The sequence below is a fragment of the Pseudomonas sp. HN2-3 genome, from assembly GCF_020691745.1.
Classification (GTDB): Bacteria; Pseudomonadota; Gammaproteobacteria; order Pseudomonadales; family Pseudomonadaceae; genus Aquipseudomonas; species Aquipseudomonas capeferrum.
In genome coordinates, this window is sequence record NZ_CP085704.1 from 1,895,371 (window position 1) to 1,913,474 (window position 18,104).

The following is an 18,104-nucleotide window of genomic DNA, read 5'->3' on the forward strand; positions in this document are numbered from 1 at the left end:
CTCAGCGCTGGACGGGTGTCGGGCGCTGCTGCTCGGCGCGTCGGCCCAACACCTCGTACACCGAGGGGTAGGCCGGGCGCTCCACGTAACGGCCGGCGCCAGGTTCGGCGCGCAGGTCGCCATCGGCCCAGACCACACGGCCCTGGCTGATGGTGTGGCTGGGGATGCCGCGCACGGTGCGGCCTTCGAAAATGTTGAAGTCCACGCGCTGGTGGTGGGTCTGCGCCGAGATCAATCGCGTGCCCTCTGGGTCCCACAGCACCAGGTCGGCATCGGCACCGACGCGGATGGCGCCCTTGCGCGGGAACAGGTTGAAGATCTTCGCGGTGTTGGTGGAAGTCAGTGCGACGAACTCCTGCATCGACAGGCGCCCACTGTTGACCCCGGCATCCCACAGCACGGCCATGCGGTCCTCGATACCGGCGGTGCCATTGGGGATGCGGCTGAAGTCGTCGCGGCCCATAGCCTTCTGCTCGGCGCAGAAACAGCAGTGGTCGGTGGCGGTGGTGTGCAGGTTGCCCGATTGCAGGCCGCGCCACAGGGCTTCCTGGTGTTCCCGTGGGCGGAAGGGCGGGCTCATCACGTAGCCGGCGGCGGTGGCCCAGTCCGGGCTGCGGTAGACGCTGTCATCGAGCAGCAGGTGGCCGGGCAGTACTTCACCGTACACCGGCTGGCCTTTGGCCCGGGCATAGGTGATCTCGTCCAGCGCTTCGCGGCTTGAGATGTGCACCACATACAGCGGCGTACCGATGGTTTCGGCAATGCGGATGGCGCGACTGGCGGCTTCGCCTTCGACCTGCGAAGGGCGCGACAGGGGGTGTGCCTCGGGGCCCGTCATGCCCTGGGCCAGCAGTTTTTTCTGCAGGTGGTAGACCAGTTCGCCGTTCTCGGCATGCACGGTGGGCACCGCGCCCAGTTGCAGGCAGCGCTCGAAGCTGGCCACCAGCGTGTCGTCGGCGGCCATGATGGCGTTCTTGTAGGCCATGAAGTGCTTGAAGCTGTTGACCCCGTGCTTGGCCACCAGCTCGCCCATTTCTTCGGCGACCTGCTCGCTCCACCAGGTGATGGCGACGTGGAAGCCGTAGTCGCAGGCGCTCTTCTGTGCCCAGCCACGCCAGGTGTGGAAGGCCTCCAGCAACGACTGCTGCGGGTTGGGGATGACGAAGTCGATGATCGAGGTGGTACCGCCGGCCAGGCCTGCAGCAGTGCCGCTGAAGAAGTCCTCGCTGGCCACGGTGCCCATGAAGGGCAGTTGCATGTGGGTGTGCGGGTCGATGCCGCCGGGCATCAGGTACTGCCCAGTGCCGTCGAGGATTTCGCAGTCGGTGGGGGGGTCGAGGTTTTCGCCAATGGCGCGGATCACACCCTCGACACACAAAACATCGGCGGGGTAACGCTCTTCGTGGGTTATCACGGTGGCACCACGGATCAACAGGGACATGCCGTCTTCCTCGCAGGCTGACCGGTCTGGGCCGGTTCTTGAATTGTTATCGGCCAGTGGCTGAAGGGTAACTTGCAATCCTGTCAGACCTGACAAGAATAAAATTTAGATGGTGATTTGAGATTGTTCAAGAAAATAATTTATTAGCTTATAACATTTATAACTTATTGATATTAAAGGGGAAAATATAAAAATCACCAAAATGGTGAGGCCCTTCACCATTTTGACGCACTTGACAAGAAGCCAAATTGGTCAAGATTTTCCATGCAAAATCAGCTGCTTGATAACCGGTTCGAAGGGCCGGCTATCCTGCTCAAAAAACCAGGCTGCACCAGATTGAAACCAAAGGCAGGGTGCAGGGGCGGCCGAAGGTGGTATGCGCAGCAGGCGAGGGGAACACCGTACTTTCGCCAGGCGCAGATAAATGCTTTGCAGTTCAGTTGATTACCTCCGGTAGGCGGCGGCCACCCGGGACGGCGCAGGCCAACCCGGCACGCAATTTGAGTACGGCCACAACCGCCAGGCCGGACCGGAGGAGCAGTACTGGTGGTGTGTGTACTCCGGCCATCGCGTTAGCCCGATGAGCAAACAATTAGAAAAACCTGGAGAAGGCCCCATGCAACAGAGCAGATCGCAAGTGATCGAGCAGGAAGGCCTGTTCGAGCTGGAGGCGGGCAGTGACGTGCTCGACAGCCCGCGCTACAACCACGACATCGCGCCCACCAAGGTGCACCAGCGCACCTGGAACAAGTGGCACATCACTGCCTTGTGGGTGGGCATGTCCATCTGCGTACCCACCTACACCCTTGGCGGTGTGCTCACGGCCTACTTTGGCCTGAGTGTGGGTGAAGCGTTGCTGGCGATCCTGCTGGCCAACCTGATTGTGCTGATCCCGCTGACCCTCAACGCGTTCCCCGGCACCAAGTACGGCATCCCCTTTCCGGTGCTGCTGCGTTCCTCGTTCGGCATCCTTGGCTCTAACGTGCCGTGCTTGATCCGCGCCGTCGTCGCCTGTGGCTGGTTCGGCATCCAGACGATGTTTGGCGGTCTGGCCATTCACCTGTTCCTCGGTTCGATGTTCGATGGCTGGAAGGCCCTGGAGGGCACCGGTGAGGTCATTGGCTTCATGATCTTCTGGGCCCTCAACCTGTGGGTGGTGCTGCGCGGGGCGGAGTCGATCAAATGGCTTGAAACCCTTTCAGCGCCATTGCTGGTGGCGGTCGGCATCGGCCTGCTGGTGTGGGCTCTGCCGCACATGTCGATGACCGAGTTGCTGGCGCAACCGCCCAAGCGGCCCGAGGGCGCCAGCGTGGTCAGTTACTTCTGTGCCGGGCTCACCGCCATGGTCGGTTTCTGGGCCACGTTGTCGCTGAACATTCCCGACTTCAGCCGCTACGCGAAAAGCCAGAAGGACCAGATTCTGGGGCAGATCTTCGGCCTGCCGCTGACCATGTTCCTGTTCGCCGCCCTGGGTGTGGTGCTGACCGCCGCTTCGGCGTCGCTGGTGGGCGAAACGGTGTCGGACCCGGTGAGCCTGATCGGCAAGATCCAGAGCCCAGGCTGGGTGGCCCTGGCCATGGCACTGATCGTGATCGCCACACTGTCGACCAATACTGCGGCGAACATTGTGTCGCCAACCAATGACTTCCAGAACATCGCCCCACGCCTGATCGGGCGTAGCCGTGCGGTGTGGCTGACCGGCCTTATCGGCTTGGCGCTGATGAGTCACGAACTGCTCAAAAAGCTTGGCTTGATCGTTTCCGACCTGAGCCTTGAGAGCGTCTATTCCAACTGGTTGCTGGGCTATTCGAGCCTGCTTGGGCCCATTGCCGGGATCATGGTGGTGGACTACTTCCTGATCCGTCGCCAGCGTCTGGACCTGGCCGGGCTGTACCGTGACGACGTGTATCCGGCCTGGAACTGGGCGGGGTTTGCGGCCTTCGCACTGCCGGTGGCGCTGACTGTCATGGCCATCGGCAACAGCAGTTTCAGCTGGTTCTACGACTACGGCTGGTTCACCGGTTCGCTGCTGGGTGGGGCGCTTTACTACGTCCTCGGCGGCGTGGCGGCGCGCAGCCCGACGCGGCTGGCCAAGCCTTTGCCGTGACCGCTTGCCAGTACCGACAACTAGAAATGCCTGAGGAGAACGATCATGACCCCAGCCAAGCAAGTGCTGCATTCCACCCAACGCCACGTCGACAGCGCGCGCCTGTGGCAATCGTTGATGGACCTGGCCCGCCTCGGCGCCACGGCCAAGGGCGGCGTCTGCCGCCTGGCGCTGACCGACCTCGACCGCCAGGCCCGTGACCTGTTCGTCCAGTGGTGCGAGGCGGCCGGTTGCAGCGTCAGTGTGGACGCGGTCGGCAACATCTTTGCCCGCCGCCCGGGGCGCAACCCCAAGCTGCCCCCGGTGATGACGGGCAGCCACATCGATACCCAGCCCACCGGCGGCAAGTTCGATGGCTGCTTCGGGGTGATGGCTGGGTTGGAGGTGATCCGTACACTCAACGACCTGGGCGTGGAAACCGAAGCACCGCTGGAAGTGGTGGTGTGGACCAACGAAGAAGGTTCGCGCTTTGCGCCTTGCATGATGGGCTCGGGGGTGTTTGCCGGGAAGTTCACCCTGGAAGACACCTTGGCCAAGCGCGATGCCCAGGGCGTCAGTGTTGGCGAGGCGCTCAACGCCATCGGCTACGCGGGCCAGCGCGCCGTGCTAGGCCACCCGGTGGGGGCTTATTTCGAAGCGCATATCGAGCAGGGGCCGATTCTTGAAGACCAGGCCAAGACCATCGGCGTCGTGCTTGGGGCCTTGGGCCAGAAGTGGTTCGACCTGACCTTGCGCGGTGTAGAGGCCCACGCAGGCCCGACGCCCATGCACCTGCGCAAGGATGCCCTGGTGGGGGCGGCGGCGGTGGTCGAGGCGGTCAACCGCACCGCCCTTGGCCATCAGCCGCATGCCTGTGGCACGGTGGGTTGCTTGCAGGCCTACCCTGGATCGCGCAACGTGATTCCGGGTGAGGTGCGCATGACCCTGGATTTTCGCCACCTTGAAGGTGAGCAGCTGGATGCGATGATCGCCGAGGTGCGTGGGGTGATCGAAAGCACTTGCGCCAAGCATGGCCTGGCGCATGAGCTGACCCCCACGGCGGATTTCCCGGCGTTGTACTTCGACAAGGCGTGTGTCGATGCGGTGCGGGATTCGGCAGATACACTGGGGCTGGCGCACATGGATATTGTCAGCGGCGCCGGGCATGACGCGATCTTTTTGGCTGAGCTGGGGCCGGCGGGGATGATTTTTGTACCGTGCGAGAATGGCATCAGCCATAACGAAATCGAGAATGCCACGCCGGAGGATCTGGCGGCGGGGTGTGCGGTGTTGTTGCGGGCGATGCTGGCGGCTTCGGAGGCGATTGCCAGTGGGCGGTTGGCGGCTTAAAGCCGCTAGGCCCTTGGTTTGAGGTTTCAGCGCCCATGAGATCGAGCGCCGCGCGGGCGGCGCCCGATCTCATGGGCGCCACACCCCCAACGGCATGCACCTGTCAGCCCAACCCCAAATCTACCCAACCGCCACCAGACACCCATCGCGCCCAATGTGATACCGCTGCAGGTCCCGCGCCAAGGTCAAATGCCCGTGGTAATGGGCCAGCGCCTCGACCCGAACATCATCAATGGATGGACTACGCCGCGAATCACTCTGATACCGCGCACTGAAATGCGTCAGCACCAGGTTACGTACACCCGCGGCCTCGGCAAACCGTGCCACTTGCGCCGCCGTGCTATGGCCGAATGTAGCCCCCGTGCGTTCGACGATCGCCTGGGTGAAGGTCGCCTCATGCACCAGGACATCCACGCCCTTGGCGACCTCCGCCAGCAGTTCGGGCCTGTCGTTGTCACCGCACACAATCACTCGCCGTGCCGCTCGCGACGCACGCAGGTAGTCATGCCCGTGCAGGGTTCGCCCCTCATGTTCCACCGACAGCCCCTTGGCCAGGTCACCCCACAACGGCCCGCGAGGGATGCCCTCGGCATCCAGGCGTTGCACGTCCAGGCGCGGCCCAGGGTTGAGCTCGGTAAACACGAAGCCAACGCTCGGCACCCGATGCGACAACTGCACGGTACTGACCTGCAGCGTCTCGCTACGCCAGTCAGCCAGGCTCTCTACTGCCAGCAGGCGCACTTCGAAAGGCAGGTAGCTGTCGCTGGCAGCCAGGCTCAGCCTCACCCAATCATGCAGCGCAGCGGGCAGGATCAGGTCCAGCGGCTGGGTACGCCCGCTCATTCCGGCACTGGCCAGCAAGCCCGGCAGGCCGAAGCAATGGTCGCCATGAACGTGGGTGATGAAAATGCCGCGTAGGTCGCGTATCGATAACGGCGTGTGCAGTAGCCGGTGTTGCGTGCCTTCGCCGCAATCGACCAGGTACCACTGGCTGCCGCTGGCTTCGATCACGGCGGTGGCACTGACGTTGCGGGCCTTGGTCGGCACACCGGCACTGGTGCCTAGAAACAGCAGGTCCATGATCTGCCTCCTTCAGTTCAACCGAGCAGCGACAGGTCGCGCAGCATGGCTTGCAACCCTTCGGGGACAAGCGGGCCGATACTGTCGAAGTCGGCGCTGTCGCACCACTTGGCGCGAAAAGGGTTGCCGTTGGATTCGCGGCCTTCCAGCCACGGCTGCTGGTACAAGCTGGCGTCATCGAAGCGGGCATCGAAAACCTGCACAATCTCATGCCCCGGTGCACCGGCATAGGTGAACAGGCTCTCCAGCGTACCAAGCAAGCGCACATCGCTGATCGACTGCCCCAGTTCTTCTTCGATTTCCCGGGCGATGGCTGCACTGCCCCGTTCACCAAACTCGATACCGCCACCGAGCGGTCGGCACAGTGTCCGTTGCGTCACAGGGTCATCGAAGACGTTGACCAGGATCTTGCCCTGGTGATGGAACACGCACAGGGCAAGTGAGCGAATGCGCGGCTCGAGCAGTGGCTTGAGGAAGCTGCGCTCATAGCTGAGGATAAACCGTTGCTCAGTGGCCAGGGCCACCGCGGCGATGCATTCGGGGTCGGTCTCCGCCTGTTTGCGGTATTGCTCGTAGGCCGCCAGGCTGGGAAAACTGAACAGGCAGTAGGCAACATTGTTGGCGCCTTCGGCAGGCAGGAAGTAGCCGTGGTGCTTGCCGCCCATGCGCGTAACCAGGCCCATCCACAGGCGCGAATAGGCCTCGAACGCTGGCAGCTGGTAAGGGTCGACGGTGTATTTGACGTGGCAGGTGATCAACGGCTCGTTCCTTCGAGGGGATGCGGGGCGCACACCTTAGCTTGATTGCCCCGCGTCGTCGACGAGCAGCCGTGCGGCGGGCTAGCCCTCCTGGCGCCAGATCAGCTTGCTGGTGTCATAGCCTTGCTTGCGGGCTATCGACAGCAGCTGTTCGCGCTCCTGGTCGGTGACCGCCGGTGTGCGCGAAAGCAGCCACAGGTACTCGCGGTTAGGGTGCCCGACCAGGGCTACGCGGTAGTCCTTGTCGTGGTAAAGCACCCAGTAGTCACCCTTGGTCAGGCCCGGTGCCAGGCGGCTGAACCAGTTGTCGAACTGCACCCAGAGCTTGTCGGTCTTGCCTGGCTGCTGGGCTTCGGCGATGCCCTTGGCTTCATTCCATTGGCCGTCCTTTTCCTTGCAGCGGTTGTTGACGTCGATGCGGCCGTCCTCGCGCAGGCCGTAGTGCGCTTCGGATTGCACGCAGTTGCGCTGGAAGAACATCGGCAGGCGTGCCAGCTCGTACCAGGTGCCTTGGTAGCGTTGCAGGTCGACCTGCTGCGTGGTGGGGGGCGTCTTGTGTTCGTCGTTGGACCCGGCGCAACCGATCAGGGCAAGGGTCATGCAGGAAAGCAACAGTGCCGAGCGCATCGCCATGGCGAACCTCCTTGAAGCGGATGGGGACTTACTGTGATTCGATGCTGGGTAGGGGGAAAAGTTGTATCGGGTTGGGTGTGGGATGTTTGTCTTTAGGATTGCAGCGTCTGAGATCGAGCGCCGCGCGGGCAGCGCTCGATCTCACAGACGCAGCAAAACCCAAGCCAGGCCCTCACAACCAGTAGGTCACCGCCCACCACCCCAGCCCACCCATGACCACGGTATAAGGCAAGGCCATCCACACCATTCGGCCATACGACAGCCGGATCAGCGGCGCAACCGCCGAGGTCAGCAGAAACAGGAACGCCGCCTGCCCATTAGGGGTCGCCACGCTCGGCAGGTTGGTACCGGTGTTGATCGCCACCGCCAGCGTCTCGAAATGCTCGCGGCTCATGCCACCATTGAGAAACGCCTGCTTGACCTCGGTAATGTAGATGGTAGCGACAAACACGTTGTCGCTGATCGCCGACAGCAAACCGTTGGCCAGGTACAGCATGCCGGGTTGTTGTTCGGCGGGTAGCGCCAGTACCCAGGCGATCAGCGGGCTGAACAGCTGCTGTTGATGGATCACCGCGACCACGGCGAAAAACACCACCAGCAGCGCGGTGAACGGCATGGCGTCCTGGAAGGCACGGCCTAGGCGGTGCTCATCGGTAATGCCGGTAAACGCGGTGATCAGCACGATCACCAGCAGGCCCACCAGGCCAACCTCGGCAATGTGCAGGCCCAGGCAGATCATCAGGATCAGCGCGGCGCTGCCTTGCACCCACAGCGCGGCTCGCTGTGCCGCGGTGCGCGCGGCATCGTCTTCGGCGGCGTAGGCGGCCAGTACCTGGCGCACACGCTCGGGCATCAGCGTGCCGTAGCCGAACAGGCGCAGTTTTTCCAGCAGCACACAGGTCAGCAGCCCGGCGCCGAGCACCGGCAACGACACGGGCGCGACCTTGAAAAAGAAGTCGGCGAAGTGCCAACCCATCTCATGGCCGATCAACAGGTTCTGCGGTTCGCCCACCAGCGTGCACACGCCGCCCAACGCGGTACCGACCGCACCGTGCATCAGCAGGCTGCGCAGGAAGGCGCGGAACTGGTCGAGGTCTTCACGGTGCAGTTGGGGGATCTGCTGGTCGCTGTCGAGCGCGCTGTCTTCGCGCGGGTTGGCGCCGGAGGCGACACGGTGAAAGACCGCGTAGAAGCCTACCGCAGCGCTGATGATCACCGCCGTAACCGTCAGGGCATCGAGAAAGGCCGAGAGAAACGCCGACAGCACGCAGAACAGGACCGACAGCAGCGCTTTCGAGCGCACGCCAAGCAGGATCCGCGAGAACAGGAACAGCAGTAGTTCCTTCATGAAGTGAATACCGGCAACCATGAACATCAGCAGCAGGATCACCGGGAAGTTGTGCTGCAGTTCTTCGTACAGCGCCTGAGGCGTGGTCATCTCCAGCAGCAGTGCTTCAACCAGCAACAATCCGCCAGGCATCAGCGGGTAGCACTTGAGCGCCATGCCCAGGGTGAAGATGAATTCGATCACCAGCACCCAGCCCGCCGTGACCGGGCCTGCAGTCAGCAACAGCAATGGGTTGAGCACCAGGAACAGGCCGATGACGGCCTTGTACCAGAGCGGTGACTGGCCCAGGAAATTGTGCGCGAGCGCGCCGGCCACGGAGCGTGACATGAATATGTATCCTTATAATTCGGCAATGCCGCACGGTGCCGGATCGGGCCGCCTTAGGCAAGGTGTGCAGTCCCGTTTTTGGCACAAGTGCGGCCTCGCGGCTGGGTTACCATCCTGCGCTATGAACCCTTCAACCGCAGGAGTGCCGCACGTGACCGAGTACAGCGCGTTCAAGGTCGAACTGACCGACAACATTGCCCACGTTCAGATCAACCGCCCGGAAAAGGTCAACGCCATGAACGCGGCCTTCTGGGAAGAGATCATCGACATCTTCCAGTGGGTCGACGACACCGATGCCGTGCGTGCCGTGGTCATCAGCGGTGCGGGCAAGCATTTTTCCGCCGGCATCGACTTGATGATGCTGGCCTCGCTCGCTGGCCAGATGGGCAAGGACGTCGGCCGTAATGCGCGCTTCCTGCGCAGTACCATCCTGCGCCTGCAGGGCTCGTTCAACGCCGTGGACAAATGCCGCAAGCCGGTGCTGGCGGCGGTGCAGGGCTACTGCATTGGGGGCGCCATCGACCTCATCTCGGCGTGCGACATGCGCTACTGCAGCCAGGATGCGCAGTTCTCGATCAAGGAAATCGACATGGGCATGGCCGCCGATGTCGGCACGCTGCAACGTTTGCCACGTATCATCGGCGACGGCATGATGCGTGAGCTGGCATTCACCGGGCGCAACGTCGAGGCCGATGAGGCGCTGCGCATCGGCCTGGTCAACCGCGTCTATGATGATCAGGCCGCGCTGCTCGACGGGGTCTTTGCCATTGCCCGCGAGATTGCCGCAAAATCGCCGATCGCCGTGGCCGGCACCAAGGAAATGCTCAGCTACATGCGTGACCATCGCATTGACGATGGCCTGGAGTACATCGCCACCTGGAACGCCGCGATGCTGCAGTCCGAAGACCTGCGCGTGGCAGTGGCGGCGCACATGAGCAAACAGAAACCGACGTTCGCCGACTGACAGCTCGGGGGGCGCTCAGCAAGGAACCCCCAACATGTCAGCACGCTGGACTACCGCAGTACTCGACCCGCAGATCACCGGGGGCTGGGCCGTCGCCCGCAGCCCGGAAGGGTTCCTGGTGGACGACAACGGCGCGCTGTTCCCCCGCGAGTGGCTCAAGCGCCAGGACCTGGACGTACTGTGCGAGCATGGTATCGGTCACTTCGATGGCCAGCCGGTGTTCCTGCTCGAACTGCGCACCGCCACCGACGTGCCGGGGTGTGCCTGGCGTGGGTTGCGTGCGTTCATGCTCGAAGGCGACTTCGCCCTGTACAAGGTGCTGGGCTACGCCGCGCAGATCGGCACCTGGGCCCGCGAACACCGGTTCTGCGGCAGTTGCGGCCAGGCGATGACGCAAATCCGTTGGGAGCGGGCAATGTATTGCCAGCCGTGCGACCTGCGCAGCTACCCACGCATTTCGCCGAGCATGATCGTGCTGGTCACCCGCGGTGACGAGATTCTGCTGGCGCGCTCGCCGCGTTTTGTCACCGGTGTCTACAGCACCCTGGCGGGCTTTGCCGAGCCAGGCGAGTCGGCCGAGGACTGCCTGGTACGCGAGGTGCGTGAAGAGGTGGCGGTCGAGGTGCAGAACATCCAGTACGTTGGCAGCCAGTGCTGGCCGTTCCCCCATTCGATGATGCTGGGCTTCCATGCCGAGTACGCGGGCGGGGAGATTGTGATGCAACCGGACGAGATCGAGGACGCCCAGTGGTTCAGCGTGCACGACCTGCCGCCGCTGCCGGCCGGGCGTTCCATCGCCCGCTACCTGATCGACCTGTATGTGGCTCGGCGTTTAGGCCTGCCCGAACCAGTGCTGCCACGCTAGGCGCACGGTCAAGGCCAGCACCACGGTGATGAACACCGGGCGGATGAACTTGCTGCCGCCGCTGATCGCCGTGCGTGCGCCGAAGAAGGCGCCGACCATCACCGACAGGCCCATGGCCAGGCCGACGATGTAGTCCACCTGCCCGGAAATGATGAACACCGTCAGCGCCGCGATGTTGCTGACGAAGTTCATGCTGCGTGCCACGCCGCTGGCGCGCACCAGGTCGATGGGGTACAGCAGCAGGGTGCTCACGGTCCAGAACGCGCCGGTGCCGGGGCCGGCCACGCCATCGTAGAAGCCCAGGGTGAAGCCTTGCGGCACTTGCCATTTCTTCTTGATCGGCGCATTGGCATCCAGCGGTGCCTTTGGCGTGCCGCCGAACAGCAGGTAGACCCCGCAGGCGAAGACCACCACCGGCAGCATCTTGTTCAGCCATTCGGCGGGCAGGTAGTGGGCGATCACTGCGCCCAGCGAGGCGCCGACCAAGGTGGCGAACAGTGCCGGGCGCCACTGCGCAGGGTGGAACAGTTTGCGCTTGTAGTAGGTGAAACCGGCGGTGGCCGAGCCAAACGTGGAGCTGAGCTTGTTGGTGCCCAGCACCAGGTGCGGTGGCATGCCGGCCGTCAGCAATGCCGGGGTGGTGAGCAGGCCACCACCGCCGGCGATGGCGTCGATGAAGCCGGCGACGAAGGCGACCAGGGCCAGGATCAGCAGCGTGAGGGGTTCTACGGTGAGTTCGAAGGGCATTGGTATCTGGCAGGCAGGGAGGCAAGGGTGCGGCAAACGGCCGCGCTAGAAGTGGGACATGGTAATCCTGACGAGTGGGTGTTGCCAGTGCGGGCCGTTTCGCGGGTAAACCCGCTGCCATAGGGGCCCGCACTGGCACCGCTTCAGTTGCGGATGAACGCCAGCAAATCGGCATTGATCACATCGGCATGGGTGGTGGGCATGCCGTGCGGGTAGCCTTTGTAAGTCTTCAGCGTGCCGTTAGGCAGCAACTTAGCTGACAACGGGCCGGAATTCTCGTAGGGCACGATCTGGTCATCGTCGCCATGCATCACCAGAACCGGTTGGTTGATGCCCTTCAGGTCTTCGGTGAAGTCAGTCTGCGAGAACGCAACGATGCCGTCGTAGTGCGCCTTGGCGCTGCCGATCATGCCCTGGCGCCACCAGTTGCCGATGATGCCTTCAGCAGGTTCGACGCCAGGCCGGTTGTAGCCATAAAAGGGCCCTGTCGGCACGTCGCGGTAGAACTGCGCCCGGTTATCTGCCACCTGGGCCTGGAAGCCGTCGAACACCGACTTGGGCAGGCCGCCCGGGTTGGCAGGTGTTTGCACCATCAGCGGTGGCACGGCGGCAATCAGTACCGCCTTGGCGACCTTGTCGCCGGGGTAGCGCGCCATGTAGCGCACCACTTCGCCGCCGCCGGTCGAGTGGCCTACATGCACCGCGCCCTGGATGCCCAGATGTTCGACAACGGCCGCCACGTCGTCGGCGTAGTGGTCCATGTCATGGCCGTCCCACACCTGGCTGGAGCGCCCATGGCCGCGGCGGTCGTGGGCGACCACGCGAAAGCCCTCGGCCAGGAAAAACAGCAGCTGGGCGTCCCAGTCGTCGGCACTCAGCGGCCAGCCGTGGTGGAAGTGGATGACCGGCGCATCGCGCGGGCCCCAGTCCTTGTAGAAGATCTGAACGCCATCCTTCGTGGTTACGTAGCTCATGGTCGCGGCTCCTCTGTGCAGGGGGATTGCCAAGTGAGCTATTGAGAACAGGAGAGATTTTGGTCTTGTCAGTACCGGCCCTTTCGCGGGGCAAGCCCGCTCCCACTACAATCTCCAACCTTGTGGGAGACCTGTGGGAGCGGGCTGGCCCCGCGAAAGGGCCAGCACTGACAATCAAGTCATTACAGGAACCATCGATATTCTCTGGCACTGACCTCCTGCATGAACGCCAGATGGTCCTGACGCTTGTTCTCGCAATACACCATCACGAACTCTTCGCCCAGCCCCTCATTCACCGCCGGGTGATTGCGCATCGCGGCTACGGCGCTGAGCATGTCCTTCGGAAAGTCGATACCGCTGCCACGGTCTTCGTTCAGCGGCGCAATCGGCTCCCGCGCCGCATCCAGCCCATGCTCCATGCCACACAGGATCGCCGCCAGCACCAGGTACGGGTTGGCGTCGGCACCCGCCAGACGATGCTCGATGCGTAAATTGCGCGCATCGGACTCGGGAATGCGGATGCACGCATCGCGGTCCTCGAAGCCCCAGCTCGCACGGCTGGCAGCGTTGACCATGGCGCCATAGCGGCGAAATGCATTGTGGTTGGCGGCAAAGATCGGCATGCAGTGCGGCAGGGTCGCCAGGCAACCTGCCACCGCCTGGCGCAGCGGGCGCTGCCCGTCGGCGGCCAGCAGGTTGTTGCCGTCGTTGTCATACAGGCTTACATGCACATGCATGCCGCTGCCCGGGGCTTGCAGGTAGGGTTTGCTCATGAACGAGGCGCGCAGGCCATGCTTGAGCGCCACGCCACGGGTGCTGCGGCAGAACAGGGCTGCCCAGTCGGCGGCGCGCAGGCCGTCGTCGCAGTGGCCGAAGTTGATTTCGAACTGGCCCGGCCCAAGCTCCGCGGTGATGACATTGGCGTCGACGCCTTGCGCGTTGGCCGTTTCGACCATGTCGCGCAGCACATCGCTGAAGCGCGATAGCCGCTCGATGTGCATGTTGGGCTGATCGTCCGGGTCATCGCTGAACGGGTCGCGCGGAAACTGTGGCAGGCCTTCCTTGAGTGCCCGCTCAAACAGGTAGAACTCCAGTTCGAACGCCACGACCGGGCGAATGCCGCGCCGGGCCAGGCGCTGCAACACGCGGGCGAGCACTTCTCGTGGCTCGAACTCGATGGGCGCTGCGGTGCCATCGGAGCTGATCAGCATCTGGCCCAGCGGCTCGCGCTCCCAGGTGACCGGCTTGAGGGTGCCGGGGATCAGGCGCCGCAGCGCATCCGGGTCTCCATCGTTGAAGCAATAGTCGCCAATCGGGAACAACCCGCCCTGTACCCCCAGCAGCACGCAGTTCTGTGGCAGTTTCAGCGGGCTGCCGGCGGCGACCTTTTCCAGCATGTCGATGGGGTAGCGCTTGCCGTAGAAATGCCCGGGGATATCCAGGCTCAGCAGGTCGACGTGGCGTACGTCGGGGTAGCGGGCACGGAACGCGCGTACTTCACTGAGCAGATCGGGAAAACCTGTGGTGATGGTCATGCTGTGCTCTCATCGGAAGACCCAGAGGACCCGGGTCGTCTGGTCGGTCAGGTTGGCGTAGCGGAACTGGTTGTGCGGGGGGAGCTGAAAGCTGTCGTTGCGCCGCAGCGTCACCGCCTCGGCGTGGCCTTCGCGCCAAAGCGTCAGCTCGCCTTCGAGGACGAAGCCGCCTTGCTCGGAACTGTCGTTCAGGTGCCCCTCGCCACTGCTGGCGCCAGGCGCCAGGTGGCTTTCGAGCATGGAGAAGCCGCCATTGAGGGTGGGCGATACCAGCACGTCGCTGATGCCCTCGGCGTAGTAGATCGTGCGCCGTTCACCGGGCCGGGTGACCCAGTCCAGCGGGCGCGGCTGGCCGGCCTGGTAGAAGTAGGTGGTCGGCACGTGCAGGGCTTCGCTGATGGCCGTCAGGTCGGCCACGGTCGGGCGCGACAGGCCGCGCTCGACCTGCGAGAGAAAGCCCAGTGAGCGCTTGACCTTGCCGGCCAGCTCGTCAAGCGTCAGCCCGCGGTGCTTGCGCAGGTCGCGGATCAGCACCGCCAGTGTTTGAACTTCATCAGACATGGTCGCGCAACCTGTACCAGGCTTTGGCCGCGGCCTCCAGCGGTGCGGCTATCAAGTCGCCGCCAGGGAAGCGACCGTTGTCGATGCCTTGGTACAGCGTCAGCAGGTCGTCGTTGCCGAGGATCGCATCGCTGACCGCCCGCGCCCCAGCCAGGGTAGGCAGCACGCCATGACCGGAGAAACCCTGCAACCAATAGCGCTGGCCGTCACGGCCGATGTCGGGCGTGCGCTGGATGCTGCAGTCGATGTGGCCGCCCCAGGCAAAGTCGATGGCCACCCCAGCCAATTGCGGGAACACCCGTTCAAGGTAGGGGCGGGTGGCGCCGGCCACGTCCTTGGGGATGCCGCCCAGGTAGGTGCAGCCGCCGCCGAACAGCAGGCGGTTGTCGGGGGTAAGGCGGAAATAGTCGGGCACGAACTGGTTGTCGATCACGCAGCTGTTGCGCGGCAGTAATGATTTGGCGAAGTCGGCTTCCAGTGGCGCGGTCGTTACCTGGTAGGAGCCAACGGGCAGCAAACGGCGCGACAGTGCCGGGTCGAGGCGGTCGATGTAGGCGTTGCAGGCCAGCACCAGGACCTGGCTGTGCACCTCGCCATGGCCGGTGCGGGTGACATACCCGTTGCCGGTCTTCTGGTAGTCGAGCACCTGGCTTTGCTCGAAGATGTGCCCGCCGGCTGCCTCGATAGTGCTGGCCAGGCCCTGGGCCAGCTTGAGCGGGTTGAGGTGTGCACCTTTGGCGTCATACAGCGCAGCCTGGTAGCGCGGGCTGTCGATCCACTGGGGCAGCTCATCGCGCCCAATCAGGCGCAGGGCGTCATAGCCCCACTTGGCCTGGGCGTCATGCAGGGCATCCTCAAGCATCTTCACCCGCCGTGGCAACACGGCGGTCCACAAGCTGCCAAGCCGATAGTCGACATCGAAACCATGGCGTTGCGGCAGTTCACGCATTTCATCGGCGGCCCAGCACATGCTGTCCCACAAGCGCCTAGTGCGTTCGATGCCGAGGGCTTTTTCCAACGGCGGCATGTCGCATGACCAGCCCAGCAACGCCTGGCCACCGTTGCGCCCGGACGCAGCCCAGGCCACACGGCTGGCTTCCAGCAGCGTCACTCGCTTGCCGGCCATGGCCAGGCGCAGGGCGGTGTGCAGGCCGCTGAACCCGGCGCCGACAATCAGCACGTCAGTGTCGTGTGGGCCTTGCAGAGTAGGGCGTAGAGGAATAGGGGTGGGGTAGGTCTGGGCGTAGTAGGTGGCAATGTGTTGCGCGGATTGCTTGAACATGCCGGGGCCTCATGAAAATTTTTATCATTATTTTCATGAAAATTTAGCAGGTAAATTTCACGGCGCCAGTTTGTTTGTCGGGTTTTGTGGTTTTGGCATTGCAAGGGGTCAGGTTGCCGCCTTTTTCCTCGGTTGCCTTGGCTTGCCTGCGGCCGCCTTGCTTGCGGTGGTTTTGCCTTTCCCGCCGCCCCGGCGCTTCTTTTTCCAGGGCGGCGCGGCGCCGGCTGCCGGCCCTGTGATGGTCATGCGCATGCCGCTGCAGCGCTCGACCAGCTTGCCCATCCAGGCCGACTGCCGGGCGACGAACTCTTCCAGGCTCATTTCACCGCTCTGCACCATGTCCAGGGCCTGCTCCCAGATTGCCGTGGTGCCGGGGTCGGCGATAGCGCGTGGCACGGCGTCGATCAGGCTGAAGGCCGCAGGCGTAGCGGCCAAGGCCTTGCCGTGCTTGACCAGGTAGCCGCGGTCGAGCAGGCCCTGGATGATGCTGGCCCGGGTCGCTTCGGTGCCGATGCCGGTGGTTTCCTTGAGCTTCTGTTTCAGCCGAGGGTCATCTACCAGTTTGGCGACGTTCTTCATCGCCTTGATCAGGTCGCCTTCGGTGAAGGGCTTGGGCGGCTGGGTCCACATGTCCTTCAGCTGCAGGCTTTGTACGTTGCAGTCCTGGCCTTCGCGCAAGGCTGGCAGGACCTGGGCTGGCGCTGCCTCGCGGCCTTTGGCCGGGGTCAATGCCTCGGGCAAGGCACGCCGCCAGCCAGGCTCGACGATCTGCTTGCCCACGGCGCGCAGGGCATGGCCCGCACAGTCGAAATCGGCCTGGGTGCGGTCGTACTCGTGGTTGGGCAGAAACTGCGCCAGGTAACGGGCACGTATCAAGGTGTAGACCGCTTTGTACTTGGCGGGCAGGCGCGCGGGGTCGCTGGCCGCTGCTGTGGGAATGATGCCGTGGTGGGCACTGACCTTGGCATCGTTCCAGGCACGGGAGCGGCGCTGTGGCTCAAGGTAAGGCTGCAGCGGCGCAAGGCTGCTATCGGCGCGCTGCAACGCTGCGAGAATGGCGGGCGCCTCGGCGTGCTGGCTCAGTGGCAGGTAGCCGCAGTCGCTGCGCGGGTAGGTGATCAGCTTGTGGGTTTCGTACAGGGCCTGGGCGATGTCGAGGGTTTCCTGGGCGCCGAGGCCAAACTTTTTCGAGCACAGCTCCTGCAGGGTGCCCAGGTCGAAGGGCAGGGGGGCAGCTTCGCGCACGCGTTCTGTCGCCACCTTGACCGCTCGGGCCGTGCCCGCGTTACTCATATCGGCGGCAGCCTGTTGCGCCAAGGCCGGGTTGAGGCACCGGCCCTGATCGTCACAGGCGTCCTCCGGGGCCCGCCATTGGGCATTGAAGCCTTGGCCGGCATGTTCGAGTTGCACGTCGATGGCCCAGAACGGCACTGGCACGAAGTCGGCGATGCTGCGATCGCGGTCCACCACCAGGCGCAGGGTCGGCGTCTGCACCCGGCCTACCGGCAACACCCCTTGGTAGCCGGACTGGCGGCCGAGCAAGGTAAACAGCCGGCTCATGTTCATGCCGATCAGCCAGTCGGCACGGGAGCGGCCCAGCGCCGAGTGGTAAAGGCTGAACGTCTCCTGGCCGGGCAGCAGGCGCGCCAGGGCCTTGCGGATGGAGGCATCGTCGAGTGCCGACAGCCACAAACGCTGGATCGGCCCGCGGTAACGGCAGTGCTCGACCAGTTCGCGGGCGATCATCTCGCCTTCGCGGTCGGCGTCGGTGGCGATCACCAGTTCGCGCGCTTCGCCGAGCAGGCGCTTGACGGCCTTGAACTGGCTGGCGGTCTTGGGTTTGACCAGCATCTTCCATTTTTCGGGAATGATCGGCAGGTCGGCGAGGTTCCAGCGCTTGTAGCGTTCGTCGTAACTGTCGGGCGGGGCGGTTTCGAGCAGGTGGCCAATGCACCAGGTCACGCAGACTTCGGTGCCTTGCCAGCAGCCGTCGGCCTTGCGAGTGGCGCCGAGTACTTTGGCGATGTCTTTTGCCTGGGAGGGTTTTTCGCAGAGGAACAGGCGCATGGCCGCAAACGCTTCATCGGGGGTGATGGGCACTAGGATGCGCAAGCAGGGGCGCAGAGGCAAGTTTTATCTGGATGGATGTACAG

The 18,104-nt window shown here is 63.8% G+C and carries 15 protein-coding genes and 1 pseudogene; 4 read left to right on the forward strand and 12 right to left on the reverse strand.

From position 1 onward, the window contains the following. Window position 1: 1 nt before the first annotated feature. Window positions 2-1,441, reverse strand: a complete 1,440-nt coding sequence (gene hydA / locus LJX93_RS08635) for a dihydropyrimidinase (protein ID WP_186660184.1) — start codon at window positions 1,439-1,441, stop codon at window positions 2-4. A 616-nt stretch (window positions 1,442-2,057) separates the two neighbouring features. Here hydA and LJX93_RS08640 point away from each other — a divergent pair. Then, window positions 2,058-3,548, forward strand: coding sequence for an NCS1 family nucleobase:cation symporter-1 (locus LJX93_RS08640; RefSeq protein ID WP_033696709.1), 1,491 nt, complete (start codon window positions 2,058-2,060; stop codon window positions 3,546-3,548). A 45-nt stretch (window positions 3,549-3,593) separates the two neighbouring features. Beyond that, complete coding sequence (locus LJX93_RS08645) at window positions 3,594-4,877, forward strand: Zn-dependent hydrolase (protein ID WP_033696711.1); 1,284 nt, start codon at window positions 3,594-3,596, stop codon at window positions 4,875-4,877. Between the two features lie 120 nt (window positions 4,878-4,997). On the opposite strand, the gene LJX93_RS08650 is transcribed toward LJX93_RS08645, so the two are convergent. From LJX93_RS08650 to nhaB, 5 genes and pseudogenes are all read right to left on the reverse strand, one after another. Next, window positions 4,998-5,957, reverse strand: a complete 960-nt coding sequence (locus LJX93_RS08650) for a ribonuclease Z (protein WP_227696955.1) — start codon at window positions 5,955-5,957, stop codon at window positions 4,998-5,000. 17 nt (window positions 5,958-5,974) lie between these two features. After that, window positions 5,975-6,421 carry an NUDIX hydrolase gene (locus tag LJX93_RS27275; protein ID WP_050506093.1) on the reverse strand — a complete coding sequence of 149 codons (447 nt, stop codon included), beginning with the start codon at window positions 6,419-6,421 and terminating at the stop codon, window positions 5,975-5,977. After that, window positions 6,416-6,715 (reverse strand): annotated as a pseudogene (locus LJX93_RS27280) (NIPSNAP family protein); the annotation flags it as partial. The gene LJX93_RS27275 and the pseudogene LJX93_RS27280, both read right to left, overlap by 6 nt. Window positions 6,716-6,796: 81 nt before the next feature. Beyond that, entirely contained in the window at window positions 6,797-7,348 is a 552-nt protein-coding gene (locus tag LJX93_RS08660) for a lipocalin family protein (RefSeq protein WP_077068357.1), read from the reverse strand. A 172-nt stretch (window positions 7,349-7,520) separates the two neighbouring features. Continuing rightward, window positions 7,521-9,023, reverse strand: a complete 1,503-nt coding sequence (gene nhaB, locus LJX93_RS08665; protein WP_227696958.1) for a sodium/proton antiporter NhaB — start codon at window positions 9,021-9,023, stop codon at window positions 7,521-7,523. A gap of 151 nt (window positions 9,024-9,174) precedes the next feature. Between nhaB and LJX93_RS08670 the strand changes: the two genes are divergently transcribed. Together LJX93_RS08670 and nudC are read left to right on the forward strand one after the other, a co-directional pair. Continuing rightward, window positions 9,175-9,987, forward strand: coding sequence for a crotonase/enoyl-CoA hydratase family protein (locus tag LJX93_RS08670; protein ID WP_047581826.1), 813 nt, complete (start codon window positions 9,175-9,177; stop codon window positions 9,985-9,987). 34 nt (window positions 9,988-10,021) lie between these two features. Then, the gene (gene nudC / locus LJX93_RS08675) at window positions 10,022-10,852 is read left to right on the forward strand and encodes an NAD(+) diphosphatase (RefSeq protein WP_033696716.1); all 831 of its coding nucleotides are present in this window, start codon (window positions 10,022-10,024) and stop codon (window positions 10,850-10,852) included. Here the strand turns inward: nudC and LJX93_RS08680 are convergent. From LJX93_RS08680 to LJX93_RS08705, 6 genes are all read right to left on the reverse strand, one after another. Further along, complete coding sequence (locus LJX93_RS08680) at window positions 10,820-11,599, reverse strand: TSUP family transporter (RefSeq protein WP_033696718.1); 780 nt, start codon at window positions 11,597-11,599, stop codon at window positions 10,820-10,822. The two genes, nudC and LJX93_RS08680, sit on opposite strands and share 33 nt — an antisense overlap. 143 nt (window positions 11,600-11,742) lie before the next feature. Beyond that, window positions 11,743-12,573, reverse strand: coding sequence for an alpha/beta fold hydrolase (locus LJX93_RS08685; protein WP_047581828.1), 831 nt, complete (start codon window positions 12,571-12,573; stop codon window positions 11,743-11,745). 182 nt (window positions 12,574-12,755) lie between these two features. Beyond that, entirely contained in the window at window positions 12,756-14,102 is a 1,347-nt protein-coding gene (locus LJX93_RS08690; protein WP_077068516.1) for a glutamine synthetase family protein, read from the reverse strand. Between the two features lie 15 nt (window positions 14,103-14,117). Continuing rightward, window positions 14,118-14,669 carry a helix-turn-helix domain-containing protein gene (locus LJX93_RS08695; RefSeq protein WP_033696721.1) on the reverse strand — a complete coding sequence of 184 codons (552 nt, stop codon included), beginning with the start codon at window positions 14,667-14,669 and terminating at the stop codon, window positions 14,118-14,120. Then, window positions 14,662-15,951, reverse strand: a complete 1,290-nt coding sequence (locus LJX93_RS08700) for an NAD(P)/FAD-dependent oxidoreductase (RefSeq protein WP_095064364.1) — start codon at window positions 15,949-15,951, stop codon at window positions 14,662-14,664. The genes LJX93_RS08695 and LJX93_RS08700 overlap by 8 nt, the downstream gene beginning before the upstream one ends. Before the next feature lie 108 nt (window positions 15,952-16,059). After that, a complete protein-coding gene (locus LJX93_RS08705; protein ID WP_227697296.1) occupies window positions 16,060-18,018 on the reverse strand; it encodes a DNA topoisomerase III in 1,959 nt (652 codons plus the stop codon). Window positions 18,019-18,104: the final 86 nt, after the last annotated feature.

Coding starts and splice junctions, on each gene's coding strand:
- hydA (WP_186660184.1), bottom strand. CDS start 1,441: ATGTCCCTGTTGATCCGTGGTGCCACCGTGATAACCCACGAAGAGCGT.
- nudC (WP_033696716.1), top strand. CDS start 10,022: ATGTCAGCACGCTGGACTACCGCAGTACTCGACCCGCAGATCACCGGG.
- LJX93_RS08700 (WP_095064364.1), bottom strand. CDS start 15,951: ATGTTCAAGCAATCCGCGCAACACATTGCCACCTACTACGCCCAGACC.
- LJX93_RS08695 (WP_033696721.1), bottom strand. CDS start 14,669: ATGTCTGATGAAGTTCAAACACTGGCGGTGCTGATCCGCGACCTGCGC.
- LJX93_RS08705 (WP_227697296.1), bottom strand. CDS start 18,018: ATGCGCCTGTTCCTCTGCGAAAAACCCTCCCAGGCAAAAGACATCGCC.
- LJX93_RS08645 (WP_033696711.1), top strand. CDS start 3,594: ATGACCCCAGCCAAGCAAGTGCTGCATTCCACCCAACGCCACGTCGAC.
- LJX93_RS08685 (WP_047581828.1), bottom strand. CDS start 12,573: ATGAGCTACGTAACCACGAAGGATGGCGTTCAGATCTTCTACAAGGAC.
- LJX93_RS08640 (WP_033696709.1), top strand. CDS start 2,058: ATGCAACAGAGCAGATCGCAAGTGATCGAGCAGGAAGGCCTGTTCGAG.
- LJX93_RS08660 (WP_077068357.1), bottom strand. CDS start 7,348: ATGGCGATGCGCTCGGCACTGTTGCTTTCCTGCATGACCCTTGCCCTG.
- LJX93_RS08680 (WP_033696718.1), bottom strand. CDS start 11,599: ATGCCCTTCGAACTCACCGTAGAACCCCTCACGCTGCTGATCCTGGCC.
- LJX93_RS08650 (WP_227696955.1), bottom strand. CDS start 5,957: ATGGACCTGCTGTTTCTAGGCACCAGTGCCGGTGTGCCGACCAAGGCC.
- nhaB (WP_227696958.1), bottom strand. CDS start 9,023: ATGTCACGCTCCGTGGCCGGCGCGCTCGCGCACAATTTCCTGGGCCAG.